The following is a 13,982-nucleotide window of genomic DNA, read 5'->3' as shown; positions in this document are numbered from 1 at the left end:
CGCCCCCCGGCCTGGCCGGTTGAAGGAGCCGCAACATGTTCCAGGATCTGTCGAGCTTCAGGATGCCGCCGAACTTCCGCGGCCGGTCTGCCGTGGCCGTGCAGCTCTGGTGGTGCGTCCAGAGCCTGCTCTTCCACCGCTCGCCGCAGTTCGCCAACGGCTTCCGGCGCTGGCTGCTGCGCTGCTTTGGCGCGCAGGTGGGCCGCCACGTGGTCATCCGCCCCAGCGTGCGCGTGACGTACCCGTGGAAGGTACGCATCGGCGACTACGCGTGGATTGGCGACGGCGCCGAGCTGTACAGCCTGGCCGAGATCGAGATCGGCAACCATGCCGTGGTGTCCCAGTTCACCTACCTGTGCGCGGGCGACCATGATTACCGCCGCAGCGACTTTGCCATCCGCGGCCGTCCCATCCGCATCGGCGATGAAGCCTGGGTGGCCAGCCACTCGTTCGTGGCGCCCGGCGTCACGATCGGCCCCGGCGCCGTGATCGGTGCCCGCAGCGCGGTGTTCCGCGACATGCCTGCCGGCATGGTCTGCATGGGCAGCCCCTGCCGCCCGCTGCGCCCCCGACTCGACGATGCCGCGCCGCACGCCGCACCGTCGCCGCTTTCCGCCCGAGCACCGCTCGACGTGGATGCCCTCCACGCCAACTAGACGGCCGCCGGGCCCTTTCGCAGCCCAGGGACTGACGATGATCGACATCTACCACAACATGCTATGGCCCAAGTACAAGGGTGCCGTCTTCACCGAAGCGTTCTCGCACGCCCGCGGCCACGGGCAGGACGTGCGCTTCTTCCACATCTCCGCCACCGGCTACGGGCGCTCCGCGTACAGCGGCGTGGACACCAGCTACCACCGCTATCCGTACCAGATCCTGTTCGACGCACCCTACGAGACCATTCCCGCGTGGAAGGTGTCGCTGCGGCTGATGCAGCAGGTGTTCCGCTCGCGCAGCCGGCTGATCGTGATGCCGGGCTACCACCGCGTGGAGTTCTGGGCCATGCTGGCCGCATGCATGCTGACCGGCAAGCGCCGCGGCGTGTTTTGCGATTCCACCATGCGCGACCAGGCCGACCGCCCGTTCAAGCGGCGGCTCAAGCGCTTCTTCTTCCGCCAGTGCGACGGCATCTTCGTCTACGGCCAGCGCTCGGCCGAGTACGTGATCGCCATGGGCGCGGACCCAGCGCGCATCGTCTATCGCTGCCAGGCGGCGGCGCTGCCGCACACGTACAGCGCGCAGACGGCCGCCAGCATGCGGCTGGCCAATGCCGCGCCGCCCGACGCGCCGCGCTACCTGTTCGTCGGGCTGGTGTGCCGCGCCAAGGGCATCGAGGACTTGCTGCGCGCCTTCGTCGACGTGCGCCGGCAGCAGCCGTCGGCCACGCTGGTGCTGGCCGGGCCGCTGGTGGAATCGGAGCAGCTGCCGCAACTGGCCGAATCGCTGAGCCTGGGCGGCGCGGTGCGGTTTCTGGGTGCGATGGATATCGACCAGCTCGCGCAGCAGTACGCCAGGGCGACCTGCCTGGTGCTGCCGAGCCACACCGAGGCGTGGGGGCTGGTGGTGAACGAGGCCCTCAGCTACGGCTGCCCCATCGTGGCCAGCGACTGCTGTGGCTGCATTCCCGAACTGGTGCAGGAAGGCGTCACGGGCCACACGTTCGCCACGCGCGACGTGGCGGACCTGACCCGCGCGCTGTTGCAGGCCAGACAGACCTTTGCCGACGTCGGCGCCACGATGCAGCATTGCCTTGACGTGGCCGCCCAGTACACGCCCGCGTGTGCCGGCCGGTCGATCATGGAAGGCTGCCTGAAGATTCTTGAGGACGCACGAGCATGACCGTACCCAGCGCTTTCGGCCCCATCGCCAAGCAGCCCGCCGACAGCGGCACGCCCGCCGCGCCGCTGCACCGCCACGAAACCGCCGGCACGCCGGCGGCGCTGGTGCGGCCGGTGGTGTTCCTGGGGCCGCTGCCCCCACCGCACAACGGTTTCTCGGCATCGAACCAGCGCATGCTGGACCGCATCCGCGAACGCGCGCCCGTGGTGGTGCTGGACGTGGCCCGGCGCACGTCGGGCCGGCTGGCCGGGGTGCAGGCGCTGGCCAACCGCGCGCGCCAGCTCTGGCGCATGGGCCGGCTGCTGGCCAAGGACCGGCCGCACACGCTGTACCTGGGCCTGTCCGGCGGCTTCGGGCAACTGCTCGATGCGCCGTTCGTGGCGCTGGCGCACCGCGCCGGCATGGCGGTCTACTTCCATCACCACAGCTTCGCCTACATCAACCAGCCCACGTGGTACACGCGGCTGATCATGCGTTGCGCGCCGCGTGGCCGGCACCTGGTGCTGTGCGAGCTGATGGGCGCCGAGCTGTCGCGCATCTACGGGCTGGCGCCGGCCAACGTGCAGGTGCTGTCGAACCTGAGCCTGATCGACCTGCCGGGCACGGCGCCGGCGGCCGAGACCCCGCCCCGCGCATCGGTCAACGTCGGCTTCCTGTCGAACATCACGGCGGCCAAGGGCATCTTCACGTTCTTCGAGACGGTGCGGCTGGCGCAGGAGATCGGCATCCCGGTCTGCGCGCGCATTGCCGGGCCGGTGGCGGCCGACATCCGCGCCCGCTTCGACGCCGAACTGGCGCGCACGCCGTGCGTGCGCTACCTGGGGCCCGTGCACGGCCAGCAGAAGGAGGATTTCTTCCGCGACATCGACGTGCTGCTGTTTCCCACCACCTACCACAACGAGGCCGCGCCGCTGATCCTGCTGGAAGCCCACAGCCACGGCGTGCCGACCATCGCCCATGACCGCGGCTGCATCGGCTCGATGATCGACGCGCGCAACGGCGTGCTGGTGCCGCGCGACGCCGACTTTGCCGAGTACGCGATTGCCTGGCTACGCAACCGGACGTCGCCCGACGGGCTGGCCGACGACCAGAAGGCGGCACTGCTGGATCACTTCCGGGCCGAGCGCCGCCGCATGGAAGCGGTGCTGGACCGCACCGTGGCGGCCATCGCCGGCACCGGCGGCTGACGCCGGCATGAAGCACACCGGCGGCCCTGGGCCGCCGGCTGATGCCTTCCGCACGCCGGCCCCGCCGGCCCGCCCCGTCTCAGATGTCGTGATAACGCATCAGCACGATGCCGGCCTGCTTGAGCACCGTACCCAGCGGCTCGGGCTCCATCAGCGGCGCGCCTTCCTCCTGGCGCCAGGTCTCGGTGTAGCCCGGATGCACCGACATCTCGGTCACGCCCTCGGGCAGGATGGCCGGCAGCTGCAGCGCCCAGCCGCGCTGGCGCGTGTCGGCGCCGACGTAGAAGTCCGGGCTGCGCAGCCCGCCGAAGTGACGCAGCAGCAGCACGTTCATCGCGCCGCGCACGTGGTTCTTCATGAAATAGCAGTTCTGGGGCCGGCGCACGCGCGTGATGCCGGCGCGCAGCATTTCCTCGCGCAGCACGCGCATGATGGCCGGGTACTTGTGCATGTGGCCGTGGCCGTCCACGTGGGACACGTCCACGCCCTGGTCGCGCACTTCCTCCAGCTGCATCCGGAACTCGCGCCGGATGTCGGCGGCATCGATCAGCCCGGCCATGGCCCGCGCGCGCTGGATCTTCGGCGGGAACAGCGAGCCGTCCTTGCGGCACAGCGTGGCCGACGCCCCCTGCGGCCGCCAGCCTTCCACGATGTTGAAATGCAGCCCGAAGGAAAAGCGTCTGGCGTGGTCGCGCGCGTAGCGGCACGCCTGTGCGGTGGCCGGCCGCCCGGCCAGGATCGTGGCGCTGGTCAGCAGGCCGGCATCGAAGCAGGCCACCGTCGCGCGAAAGGTATCGTCGTCGTAGCCGAAGTCGTCGGCATTGATGATCACGCCCCTCATCTTGTTCTCCCGTGGTTTGCCCGGAACGCCCTGGCATGGGCCGGCACCGTGCCGGCAAGACCGACGATATGCGGCACCGCAGCGCGCGTTCGGTGCGATACGCAACGTTATCCGGGGGCCCCCCGGCATCAATGTGCGAGAGCGCACCGATAGTGCACTTTGCAGACTCCTACGATGCATTCAGTCGCGGAAGACAGCGATGCCGTGTCCCATTTCACCGACTGGGGAGAGTACGCCGTGAATACAAGCCAGAACCGCACCGCACGCCGGTGCGACGCCCGATCCCTCCGCTCGCTGGGCGCCATGCTGGCGTCCGCGGGTGCCGCCCTGCTGCTGGGCGCCTGCGCCGCGGCGCCGGGCATGCAGTTCAGTGCCAACGCCCCGGTCAGCGCCGTGAGCCCCGACTCGATGCCCGATGTCACGCCGATCACGCTGGAGCTGGTGCGCGAGCAGCAGACCCGGGCCAAGCCGGCCAATTCCGGCGTGGAGGAACTGTTCGCCACGCCCTCGCCGTACCGCATCGGCCCGGGCGACATCATCTCCGTGGTGGTCTGGGACCACCCCGAACTCGTGTTCCCGACGCAGACGTACAGCATCGGCGCCGCCTTCGAGATTCCCACCTCCAGCGGCGGCTCCAACATGCCGGGCTACGTGGTCAGCCCCGCCGGCGACATCCAGTTTCCGTACGCGGGCGTGATGAAGGTGGCCGGCAAGACCGCCAACGAGGTGCGCGACGAGATGGCGCGCATCCTGTCGCGCGTGGTGCGCGACCCGCAGATGACGGTGCGCGTGCTGGGCTTCCGCAGCCAGCGCGTGTACGTCGACGGCGAGGTCAAGACCCCGGGCATGCTGGCCATCGACGATGCGCCGATGACGCTGGTCGAGGCGCTGAACCGCGCCGGCGGCGTGCTGAACCTGACCGGCGACAACAGCCGCGTGCGCGTCACGCGCGGCGAGCGCAGCTGGTACGTGAACATCCCGGCGCTGCTGGCCAAGGGCACCGACCCGTCCCGCATCCTGCTGCGCTCGGGCGACATCGTGCGCGTGGAACAGCGCGAGGACAGCAAGATCTTCGTCACGGGCGAAGTGGTCAAGCCGTCGTCACTGCTGATGCGCAACGGCCGCATGACGCTCAACGAGGCGCTTGGCGATGCCGGCGGCGTGAATCCGGCGTCGGCCAACGCCGAGCAGATCTTCGTGATCCGCAAGACCAACGAGGGCAAGCCCAAGGTGTACCACCTGGACGGCACCTCGCCCGTGGCGCTGGCCATCGCGGAAAGCTTCGAGCTGGAACCCAAGGACGTGGTCTACGTGGACGCGCGCGACCTCGTGCGCTGGAGCCGCGTGATGACGCTGCTGATCCAGCCGGTGGTCGGCACGGCCAGCATCGCGCGGCCATGAGCGCCGTCCTGGGCACGTTCGGGGCGCAAATGGTCCGCTCGATCCTGGTGATCTGCATCGGCAACCGCTGCCGCAGTCCCATGGCGGCGGCGCTGCTGAGCCGGGCACTGCCCGGGTGCCGCGTGCTGTCGGCCGGCCTGGCACCGCCTGTGGGCGCCACGGCGGACCCGCGCGCCGTGCGGCTGCTGGCCATCGAGGGAGACGACCTGAGCCAGCATCGCGCCCGCGCGCTGGACGCCACGCTGGTGGCCGGCGCCGACCTGGTGCTGGTGATGGACGAGGAACAACGCGACGCGGTGGAAGCGCTGTACCCGCATGCGCGCGGCAAGACCCATCGCCTGTGCGAGCAGCAGCAGGCCGACGTGCCCGATCCGTTTGGCGGCTCGCAGAGCATGTTCGTCATCGCGCTAGGTTTGATCAAGAAAGGTGTTGAATCCTGGTCGGCACGCATCCACGCGGCCGAGCCGACCCACCGCCACGGAGAGGCATGATGAGCAACGTAAGGAATTTCCGGGAGCCCGCTCCCGATACATGGGAAGACAACGACAAGCCCATGGACATGACGTCCTACGTCGATGTGCTGGTGCGGTACAGGTGGACATTCGTGTTCGTCGCCGCGGCCATCCTCGGGCTCGGCCTGCTGTATGCGTTCCTGGCGCGCCCGGTGTACCGCGCCGACATCCTGGTGCAGGTGGAGGACACCAGCCCCGGCAACACGGCCAGCAAGATGGCGGCCAATATCTCGCCGGTGTTCGATGCCAAGCCGGCCGCCACGGCCGAGATCGAGTTGCTGCGCTCGCGCATGGTGGTCGGCAAGGCCGTGGACACGCTGCGGCTGGACATCGAGGCCACGCCGCGCTACTTCCCGCTGGTGGGCGCGTCGCTGGCCAGCTACAACAAGGAACTGTCCACGCCGGGCCTGTTCGGCTATGGCGGCTTTGCCTGGGGCAGCGAGTCGATCGTGGTGGATCGCCTGGACGTGCCCGCGCAGATGGAAGACCGCCGCATGGTGGTCACCGCGCTGGGCGAGGGCAAGTACCGCCTGGCGTTTGCCAGCAGCGACCAGACGGCCGAGGGCCGGGTGGGCCATCCGCTGACCGTGGCCACGGCCAGCGGCGCGGTGACGATCGACGTGAGCCGGCTGGACGGCCGCGCCGGTGCCCAGTTCTACGTCCGCCGCGTGCCGCGCGGCGCCGCCATCGCCACCCTGCAGGACCAGCTCATGATTGGCGAGCGCGGCAAGCAGAGCGGCGTGATCGGCGTGGCGCTGGAAGGCACGTCGGCGCCCCGCACGGCGGCCATCCTGAACGAGATCGGCAACGAGTACGTGGAGCAGAACCTGCGCCGCAAGGCCGCCGAGGCCGAGAAGTCGGTCAACTTCCTGGAAGGCCAGCTCCCGCAGCTCAAGCAGCAGATGGAGACGGCCGAGTCGCGCTACAACGCGATGCGTAACCAGCGCGGCACCATCGACCTGAGCGAGGAATCGAAGCTGATCCTGGCGCAGTCGGTGCAGATCCAGACCAAGCTGCAGGAACTGCGCCAGAAGCGCCAGGAACTGATCGCCCGGTTCACGACCAACCACCCGACCATCGAGATCCTGGACAACCAGATTGCCGGCCTGACCGGCCAGCTCAACGGCGTGACCGGCAAGATCCAGAAGTTGCCAGACGTCGAGCAGAACGTGCTGCGCCTGATGCGCGACCTGAAGGTCAACACCGAGCTGTACCAGTCGCTGCTCAACGACGTCCAGCAACTGCGCCTGGTGAAGGCCAGCAAGGTCGGCACGGCGCGCCTGATCGACGGTGCCGACGTGCCGCTCAAGCCGGTGCGCCCGAACCGCATGCTGATCAGCGCCACGTCCGGCGTGATGGCCATCGTGGTGGCGCTGCTGGTGGTGGCGATCCGGCGCATGTTCGACGGCGGCGTGACCGATGCCGACGAGATCGAATCGCAATGCGGCATGACGGTCTACGCGACGATCCCGATGAGCGCCCAGCAGGCCCGCCTGACCCGCACCAAGGGCGGTGGCGGCGACGTGCTGGCGCTGGGCGAGCCAGACGACCCGGCCATCGAGAGCCTGCGCGGCTTCCGCACGGCGCTGCAGTTCGCGCTGCTGGGCGCGCCGCGCAACCACGTGGTGGTCTTCACGGGCCCCGCGCCCGAGGCCGGCAAGTCGTTCCTGAGCGCCAACTTCGCGGTGGTGGCTGCCGCGGCCGGCCGCAAGGTGGTGCTGGTCGATGCCGACCTGCGCCGCGGCGCGCTGAACGAGCGCTTCAACGTCACGCGCAAGCCGGGCCTGACCGAGGCGCTGACCGGCGCGCGGCTGGACGACGTCATCCAGAAGAACGTGGCGCCGGGGCTGGACTTCATCGCCACCGGTGCGGAGCCCCCGCTGGCCGCCGATGTGCTGCAGAGCCCGCACATGGACGACCTGCTGGCCGAACTGCGCACTCGCTACGACCTGGTGCTGATCGACACGCCGCCGGTGCTGGCCGCCTCCGACGCGGGCATCCTGGCCCCGAAGGCCGGCGCCGTGTTCATGGTGGCCCGGGCCGACAAGACCACCGCCGCCGAACTGACCGCCGCGCGCCGCATGGTCGAGCAGGCCGGGGGCGAGGTCAAGGGCGTGCTGTTCAACGGCCTGAAGGTCGAGGGACGCTGGTACCGGTCGCACTACCACTTCGGCAAGTACCGCTACCTGAACCGCTACGGCAGCGAGCAGGCCAAGCGCGCCTGATCCGCGCCGCAGCCCACCACGCAGGCCGCTTCTCCGGAAGCGGCCTTTTTGTTTGTTCCGTACGGTCGGGAGTGGGCGGGGCGAAAGAGAAACGCCCCCGGCTTCGCGGGGCGTTCGACAGGGCGGTAGGAGAATACGGAGGATCAGCCGATGTATTCGACCAGCGCCACCGCATCGGCGCCGGCGGCCTGCTCGGTGCCGGCGCCGGGCACCAGGCTCAGCGTGCAGCGCTGGCGCGTATTGCAGCGGAACAGCATGCGCTCGTCGGCCTGGCGCGCCGCCTTGAGCAGCGGCCCCGCGCCGGCGTCGCCGGACACGATCGCGTAGTTGCCCGCCCCGCCGCCCACGTCGAGCATGACGCGGGTGACGATGGCGTTGAGCGGCAGGATCACGGTCTGGGCGCCATCGGCACGCGACGGCAGCCGGCCAAACGCGTTGCGCAGCGAGACCACCTTGGTACGCACCGTGGCCGACGCCGCCACATGCCAGCCGATTTCCGCATCGGCATAGACGCCCGCCGCGCTGTTGCCGCGGCAGCCCTCCAGCGTTACCACCCGGCGCCGGCCGAGCTGGTTGCCCGATTCGGCGAACATCAGCGCCTCGTCCGGGTGCGTGTAGTTCACGAAATCGCAGTTGCGATAGACGGCCCGCCCCTGCGCCGTGGGCCCCTGGCCGGACACGTACTGGTGGCGGCCCATGACCTGGCAGTTGTCGAACACCACCTGGGCGCCGGCCGTGTTGCCCGGCGAGAACACCGCCGACACCGTGCCCGCCGCAAAGCCCTGGTAACCCTGCGAGCCGAAGTCGCAGTCCTTGAAGCCGATGTTGCCCTGTTCCCATTCGCAGAACATCACGCCCGCGTGGCGCGATTTCTGCTCCACGCGCACGCCTTCCGCCTTGAACGAGCACACGCCCATCGCGTGGTTGTTGCCGCGCAGGTTGAAGAGGTAGGTCTGGGTCGACGGCTCGTAGCCGCTCACGTCGCAGTCGGTCAGCTTGATGTTGCCGCCGCGGTGCATGTCGATCCACGCGCTGGAACACCAGTACTTGCAATGGTCGAACCAGTAGTTCAGGAACTGGTCCGACGTGCGCTTGTCGCCCACGTACAGGAACGCCTTCCACGACCCCGCCCAGGCGCAGCGCCAGAACTTCCACTCGCTGTTGCAGTTATCGCCGGTCAGGTTCACGCCATAGCGCCACTGGCCCGTGAACAGGCAGTCGTCGAACGCATAGTCCTGCGCGCCGCCGCTGCTGACGCTTTCCACCAGGTCGTTGTTCGGCGCGTTGCCGTGGAACTGGAGGTTGCGCAGCCGCACGACCAGCGCGGCGTCCTGGTTGCGGAACAGCGCGCCATCGCCGCGCGGTTCGTAGAGGATCACCACGGTGCCCGAGGGGCCGTCGCCCTCGATCGTCAGGCCCTGCGTGCGGCCGGACAGCAGCGCGCCGTCGAACAGCGCGCCGGGGCGGGTCAGCCGGTACGTGCCGGGCGGCACGACGATGCGCCGGCCGCCGATCTGGTTCGGATTCTCGCCAAACTGGGCCTTGCGGGCCTGCCGCGCGACGGCGCGCATGGCGCTGGAAAATGCCGCGTCCGACGGCGTGCGGCCGCTGGGGTCGCACCCGTCGAAGTCCGCCACGGACACCATGCGCTCGCGCGATGCCGGCAGCACCGCCTCGGCGGCCTCGCGCGCGCCGGCGGCCGTGGCCACCCCCGCGCCGGTCAGCACGCCAAGCCTGGCCAGGAAACTTCTTCGAAGATTGGGCATGCGGGGGGCTCCGGAAACTTGGGCGCGGCCCGTTGCCGCGCTACTGGGTCAGCAGGAAGGACCAGAGCGCCGTGCACTCCGGATCGGATAGCCGGTATTGCGGCATGACCTTGGACAGCATCACGCCGGTGTTGTCGACGCCCTGCGCCACCACGCGGCAGAAGCTGTCGCGGTCGTAGGCGGACGGCGGCCCGCCGCGCCGGGGCGCCAGCGTCAGCAGCGCGTCGGCGGTCAGCGGCGGCCCGAACGGCTGGGCGCCCTGGGTGGCCACGTGGCAGTTCGCGCAGCGCGCGGCGGCGGCCGGCACCGGGCGCTCTTCCCAGCGCAGCCGCGCCGGCGTGGCCGGGGTTACGCTGCCGTAGAACAGCGACCGGCCCAGCTCGACGAGGTTGGGCGTGGGTGCCTGCGCCAGCGCAGGCACCGCCAGGCTGGCGGCGGCCATGGCCACCGCCAGCGCGCCGGTCAGGCGCGTGCGCATCAGCGAACCCGGACCGTGGCGGCCACGCTGGGCACGCCGGCCGCGTTCATCGCGAACAGCATGTAGTAGCCCGGCACGGCCACGCCCGGATCGGACGGGATCTGCAGCCGGTACTCGCCGGCGGTGCCGACGGTGAACGCCAGCGGCACGCGGCGCATCTCGTTGTTGACCGAGTGCGTGACCGACGACAGCCGCACCAGCGCGAACGACTTCATGTTGGCCGTGGCGTTGACCGAGATCGTGGTGCCCAGGTATGCCTCCGTGGGCGCCGACGTGATCGACGGCCGCGTGGCGTTGGTGCCATCGGCGTTGAGCAGGTACGGCGGGGTCAGGATCTCCACGTTCGAATGGTTGGTCGTGCAGGTGCCGCACAGGCCGCCGCCACCGCTGAGCACGCGGCCGTCAGGCAGCAGCAGCGCCACGCTGTGGTACGTGCGCGGGGTCTGCATGGGCGCCAGGCGCGAGAACTTCTCGGTCGCCGGGTCCCACAGCTCGGCCACCATCACGGCGCCGTCGTCGCTGAACGTCACCGGCCACGCCTGCCCGCCGATCACCACCACCTGCCCGTTCGGCAGCACCACGCTGTTCTGGAACGCGCGGGCGTAGGCCATCGACCCCACCTTGCGCACCGTCGGCGTGGCCGTGCGGATGTCGATGACGTGCGCATTGGTGGTGGCCGCCGCGTTCTCATAATCGGGCGCGCCGCCCAGCGTCAGGATGCGGCCGATGTCGTACATGACCGCGTTGCCGTTCATCGCGTCGCCATCGGCGGCACGGGTGCCGGCCGCCGTCACGTTGCCGTTGCCGGCCGTGTCCATCCAGTTCATCTGCTTGCTCGGGCCGGCGTGGAACACGCGGCCGTTGCTGGCGGCGAACAGCCAGGCATGATTGTCGGAGCGATAGATGCCGCCGGCGTCGCCGGTCAGGATGTAGTCGTCCCAGATGGCGCTATTGAGCCGCCAGCCGGTGGCCGCGGTCCAGGTCTCGCCGTCCTTGTCGCCGATATTGCCGCTCCACGACCCGCCCACGGTGAACACGCCGCCGTTGCTGAGCGTGACCGACCCCTGGTAGCCGCGTCCGCGCACCATCTCGGCCGCCGTGGTCCATGCGTTGGTGGCCGGGTTGTAGATGCTGGTCTTGGCGCTGCTGCTGCCGCCGTTCACGAGGATGCGGCCGTCCGGCAGGTTGGCGGTGCCGGGGCAGAACATGTCGTGGTAGGTGTTGGTCACCAGCTTTTCGCTCGACGCGCCGGTCGTCGGGTTGAAGATCGCCGTGTACGTGCGGCCGTTGTCGCCGCCGAAGTTGTTGCGCTCGTAGGCCGACCAGACCAGCACGCGGCCGTCCGGCAGGTTCGACGCAGCCACCGGGATCACGGTCAGCGCCTTCGGCGCGGTCCATTTCGACGGCAGCACCGTGGTCTGCGCCACCGTGACGTTCCAGGTCTGCGCCACGCTGCCGTTACAGGTCTTCTGCACCACGGCCTGGCCCTCGGCCACCGTGTTGGGCGCCAGGCACAGGCCGCTGTGCGCCGCCACGATGGCATAGCCGCCGTTCTGCGCGCGCAGCGTGAAACGCTGGTTGGCCGTGCCGCTGCACTGCCACTGCAACGCCGGCGAGCCCACGCCAGTGCTGGCGTACTGGATGTCCAGGCACTTGCCGCTGTGCTGTGGCGACATCTGGTACTGGCTGCCGAACAGCGTCAGCGCCCATTGCTGGTTCAGGTCGCCATGGCAGGTCCAGATGATGGCCGGCGCGTCGTTGTCCGGCACGCCGCCGCTGATGTCGAGACAGTAGTTGGTGCCGCTAACCTTGATCTCGGTGGTGGTCTGGGCCTGCACGCCAGTCGGCGCCAGCCAGAGCCACAGCGCCAGCAGGCACGGCCCGGTGCACCTCAACCATCTCGCCAGCGCGCGCGCGAGCCCCGATCGCAGAATGGAATTCATGATGGCTTCCCCCTGAAGCAACGACTTGATGAAAGGTGTTGGGCGGCCCCGGTTCACGCCCTGGCAAGAAAGGCCATGACGTTCACCACATCCTCTGGTTGCGGCAACGCCTGGCTGCGCCAGCACATGCGTGCCGACGCATCGAAGAAGTAGACCTGGGTGGCGTGCTTGTCGAGGTTCTCGGACGGCGGGCGCCCGGCCAGCGTGCCGCGCAGCGCCATCACGTCGCCCGACGGGATGACGCCGCGCCATGCGCGGCCCGCCCCCATCCTGCGCAGCCATGCCTGCATGGCCGGCGGCGTATCGCCGAGCGGATCGATGCTCAGCGACAGCAGCTGCATCGGATACTTGCCGCGCCTGTCGGCCAGCCCCTGCTGCACCGCGCCGAACATGGCGCCCTGCAGCGGGCACACCGAGCTGCAGCCCGTGAACATCGTCTGCAGCGCGGTGACGCGGCCCTGCATCAGCGTGCCGAGCTTCTGGCGCTGCCCCGTGGCGTCGACCACCCAGGCATCGGGCGCCGGCACCAGCGGCTCCACCGCGCCGGCGCTGACATGGGCCAGCGCGCCACGCGATGCCAGCGTCAGCGCGCCGGCCGGGAGGGCGCTCAACCACGCGCGGCGGGTCCAGTTCATGGCATTGCTCCGGTGCGTCAGGGCGACAGGCGGCCTCGGCAACCGCGCCAGGCCATCCACGCCATCTTGCGAGCGTGGACCTGCGCCATCCGTGCGGAAACACACGCACGCATGGCCGCGAAACGCCCGTACGGGTGACTGCATCTGCTGCGTTGGCAAACACACTGAAAGCCCCGCACATCGATTCCTATACTCGGGCCAGACCCAACCGGATGCTGCACAACAACAAAGGGAGAGCCGCGTGATACCACAACACCTTCAAGGTGCGCCGCGCGCGTGCCGCGTTGCCGTCGTCATCGCCACCAAGGGCCGGCCGCAGGCGGTGCCGCGCATGCTGCGCCTGCTGGAGCAGCAGACCCTGCAGCCGTCGATCGTCGTGATCTCGGCCAACACGCGGCTCGACGTCGGCGAGTTCGCCGCGCCCCAGCACCTGCCGGTGGAATATCTGTTCGGCCCGGCCGGGCTGCCCGCGCAGCGCAACCGTGGCCTGGAGCGCGTGCTGCCGGAGAGCGACATCGTCGTGTTCCTGGACGACGACTTCGTGCCCGCGCGCGAATGGCTGGCACGCTGCGCCGAGGCGTTCGCGGCACGCCCCCATGCCGTGGGCGTCACCGGCGGCGTGGTGCAGGACGGCGTGCGCGGCGACGCGATCGACTGGGACGAGGCCGCCGAGCTGCTGTCCGACGACGCCGCGCATCCGCAGCCGATGGGCCTGGTGCCGGTGCAGAAGCTCTACGGCTGCAACATGGCCTACCGCTGCAGCGCCATCGGCGACCTGCGCTTCGACGAGCGACTGGTGCTGTACGGCTGGCTGGAAGACATGGATTTCTCGCGCGCGATGCATGCCAAGGGGCCGCTGCTGCAGGTGCTGGCGTGCCGGGGCGTGCATCTGGGGCTGCGCTCGGGCGGCCGCACGTCGGGCAAGCGCTTCGGGTTCTCGCAGATCGTCAACGCGTGGTACCTGTACGGCAAGGGTGCGCTGTCCGCGCGCGAGGCGTGGAGCTATACGGCCCGCGCGTTCCTGGCCAACGGGGCCAAGGCGCTGTTCCCCGAGCCGCACATCGACCGTCGCGGCCGCCTGGCCGGCAACCTGCTGGGCCTGCGCGAACTGCTGTCCGGACGCTGCCAGCCCGAGCGCGGCGCCGAACTCTGAGC

At 69.8% G+C, this 13,982-nt stretch carries 12 protein-coding genes; 7 read left to right on the top strand and 5 right to left on the bottom strand.

The genetic code is table 11. The features are described 5' to 3' along the window. Nucleotides 1–35: 35 nt before the first annotated feature. From EHF44_RS21965 to EHF44_RS21955, 3 genes are read left to right on the top strand one after another with little or no spacing between them, the layout of a single operon-like run. Nucleotides 36–656, top strand: coding sequence for a putative colanic acid biosynthesis acetyltransferase (locus tag EHF44_RS21965; protein WP_124685816.1), 621 nt, complete (start codon nt 36–38; stop codon nt 654–656). A 37-nt stretch (nt 657–693) separates the two neighbouring features. Next, nucleotides 694–1,839, top strand: a complete 1,146-nt coding sequence (locus EHF44_RS21960; protein ID WP_124685815.1) for a glycosyltransferase family 4 protein — start codon at nt 694–696, stop codon at nt 1,837–1,839. After that, nucleotides 1,836–3,026 (top strand): glycosyltransferase family 4 protein, encoded by a 1,191-nt coding sequence (locus EHF44_RS21955; RefSeq protein ID WP_124685814.1) that lies wholly within the window; start codon nt 1,836–1,838, stop codon nt 3,024–3,026. The genes EHF44_RS21960 and EHF44_RS21955 overlap by 4 nt, the downstream gene beginning before the upstream one ends. Before the next feature lie 79 nt (nt 3,027–3,105). On the opposite strand, the gene EHF44_RS21950 is transcribed toward EHF44_RS21955, so the two are convergent. Then, a complete protein-coding gene (locus EHF44_RS21950) occupies nt 3,106–3,867 on the bottom strand; it encodes a ChbG/HpnK family deacetylase (protein WP_124685813.1) in 762 nt (253 codons plus the stop codon). Between the two features lie 303 nt (nt 3,868–4,170). Between EHF44_RS21950 and EHF44_RS21945 the strand changes: the two genes are divergently transcribed. Genes EHF44_RS21945 through EHF44_RS21935 form a run of 3 tightly spaced genes read left to right on the top strand, consistent with a single transcriptional unit; the run spans nt 4,171 to nt 8,005 of the window. After that, a complete protein-coding gene (locus tag EHF44_RS21945; protein ID WP_124686724.1) occupies nt 4,171–5,268 on the top strand; it encodes a polysaccharide biosynthesis/export family protein in 1,098 nt (365 codons plus the stop codon). 29 nt (nt 5,269–5,297) lie between these two features. Then, nucleotides 5,298–5,759 carry a low molecular weight protein-tyrosine-phosphatase gene (locus EHF44_RS21940; RefSeq protein ID WP_124686723.1) on the top strand — a complete coding sequence of 154 codons (462 nt, stop codon included), beginning with the start codon at nt 5,298–5,300 and terminating at the stop codon, nt 5,757–5,759. Then, complete coding sequence (locus EHF44_RS21935; RefSeq protein ID WP_124686722.1) at nt 5,759–8,005, top strand: polysaccharide biosynthesis tyrosine autokinase; 2,247 nt, start codon at nt 5,759–5,761, stop codon at nt 8,003–8,005. The genes EHF44_RS21940 and EHF44_RS21935 overlap by 1 nt, the downstream gene beginning before the upstream one ends. A gap of 143 nt (nt 8,006–8,148) precedes the next feature. Here EHF44_RS21935 and EHF44_RS21930 read toward each other — a convergent pair whose 3' ends face one another. From EHF44_RS21930 to EHF44_RS28450, 4 genes are read right to left on the bottom strand one after another with little or no spacing between them, the layout of a single operon-like run. Next, the gene (locus EHF44_RS21930; RefSeq protein WP_124685812.1) at nt 8,149–9,771 is read right to left on the bottom strand and encodes a hypothetical protein; all 1,623 of its coding nucleotides are present in this window, start codon (nt 9,769–9,771) and stop codon (nt 8,149–8,151) included. Nucleotides 9,772–9,811: 40 nt separating this feature from the next. Next, a complete protein-coding gene (locus EHF44_RS21925; RefSeq protein WP_124685811.1) occupies nt 9,812–10,249 on the bottom strand; it encodes a c-type cytochrome in 438 nt (145 codons plus the stop codon). After that, nucleotides 10,249–12,192: an RICIN domain-containing protein gene (locus EHF44_RS21920; protein WP_124685810.1), complete on the bottom strand. Its 1,944-nt coding sequence runs from the start codon at nt 12,190–12,192 to the stop codon at nt 10,249–10,251. Before EHF44_RS21920 ends, EHF44_RS21925 begins: the two co-directional genes overlap by 1 nt. A 53-nt stretch (nt 12,193–12,245) precedes the next feature. Then, nucleotides 12,246–12,827: an SCO family protein gene (locus EHF44_RS28450; RefSeq protein WP_172966154.1), complete on the bottom strand. Its 582-nt coding sequence runs from the start codon at nt 12,825–12,827 to the stop codon at nt 12,246–12,248. Nucleotides 12,828–13,068: 241 nt separating this feature from the next. Here EHF44_RS28450 and EHF44_RS21910 point away from each other — a divergent pair, with 241 nt between their 5' ends. Next, nucleotides 13,069–13,980: a glycosyltransferase family 2 protein gene (locus EHF44_RS21910; RefSeq protein WP_253700324.1), complete on the top strand. Its 912-nt coding sequence runs from the start codon at nt 13,069–13,071 to the stop codon at nt 13,978–13,980. Nucleotides 13,981–13,982: the final 2 nt, after the last annotated feature.

The organism is Cupriavidus pauculus (genome assembly GCF_003854935.1).
Lineage (GTDB): Bacteria > Pseudomonadota > Gammaproteobacteria > Burkholderiales > Burkholderiaceae > Cupriavidus > Cupriavidus pauculus_C.
Note: the sequence above shows the minus strand (reverse complement) of the source record. Positions and strands in the feature narration are given on the sequence as shown.

Excerpts from the sequence above, each read along its gene's own strand:
- EHF44_RS21965 (WP_124685816.1), top strand. The coding sequence starts at position 36 with ATGTTCCAGGATCTGTCGAGCTTCAGGATGCCGCCGAACTTCCGCGGC.
- EHF44_RS21960 (WP_124685815.1), top strand. The coding sequence starts at position 694 with ATGATCGACATCTACCACAACATGCTATGGCCCAAGTACAAGGGTGCC.
- EHF44_RS21955 (WP_124685814.1), top strand. The coding sequence starts at position 1,836 with ATGACCGTACCCAGCGCTTTCGGCCCCATCGCCAAGCAGCCCGCCGAC.
- EHF44_RS21950 (WP_124685813.1), bottom strand. The coding sequence starts at position 3,867 with ATGAGGGGCGTGATCATCAATGCCGACGACTTCGGCTACGACGACGAT.
- EHF44_RS21945 (WP_124686724.1), top strand. The coding sequence starts at position 4,171 with ATGCTGGCGTCCGCGGGTGCCGCCCTGCTGCTGGGCGCCTGCGCCGCG.
- EHF44_RS21940 (WP_124686723.1), top strand. The coding sequence starts at position 5,298 with ATGGTCCGCTCGATCCTGGTGATCTGCATCGGCAACCGCTGCCGCAGT.
- EHF44_RS21935 (WP_124686722.1), top strand. The coding sequence starts at position 5,759 with ATGAGCAACGTAAGGAATTTCCGGGAGCCCGCTCCCGATACATGGGAA.
- EHF44_RS21930 (WP_124685812.1), bottom strand. The coding sequence starts at position 9,771 with ATGCCCAATCTTCGAAGAAGTTTCCTGGCCAGGCTTGGCGTGCTGACC.
- EHF44_RS21925 (WP_124685811.1), bottom strand. The coding sequence starts at position 10,249 with ATGCGCACGCGCCTGACCGGCGCGCTGGCGGTGGCCATGGCCGCCGCC.
- EHF44_RS21920 (WP_124685810.1), bottom strand. The coding sequence starts at position 12,192 with ATGAATTCCATTCTGCGATCGGGGCTCGCGCGCGCGCTGGCGAGATGG.
- EHF44_RS28450 (WP_172966154.1), bottom strand. The coding sequence starts at position 12,827 with ATGAACTGGACCCGCCGCGCGTGGTTGAGCGCCCTCCCGGCCGGCGCG.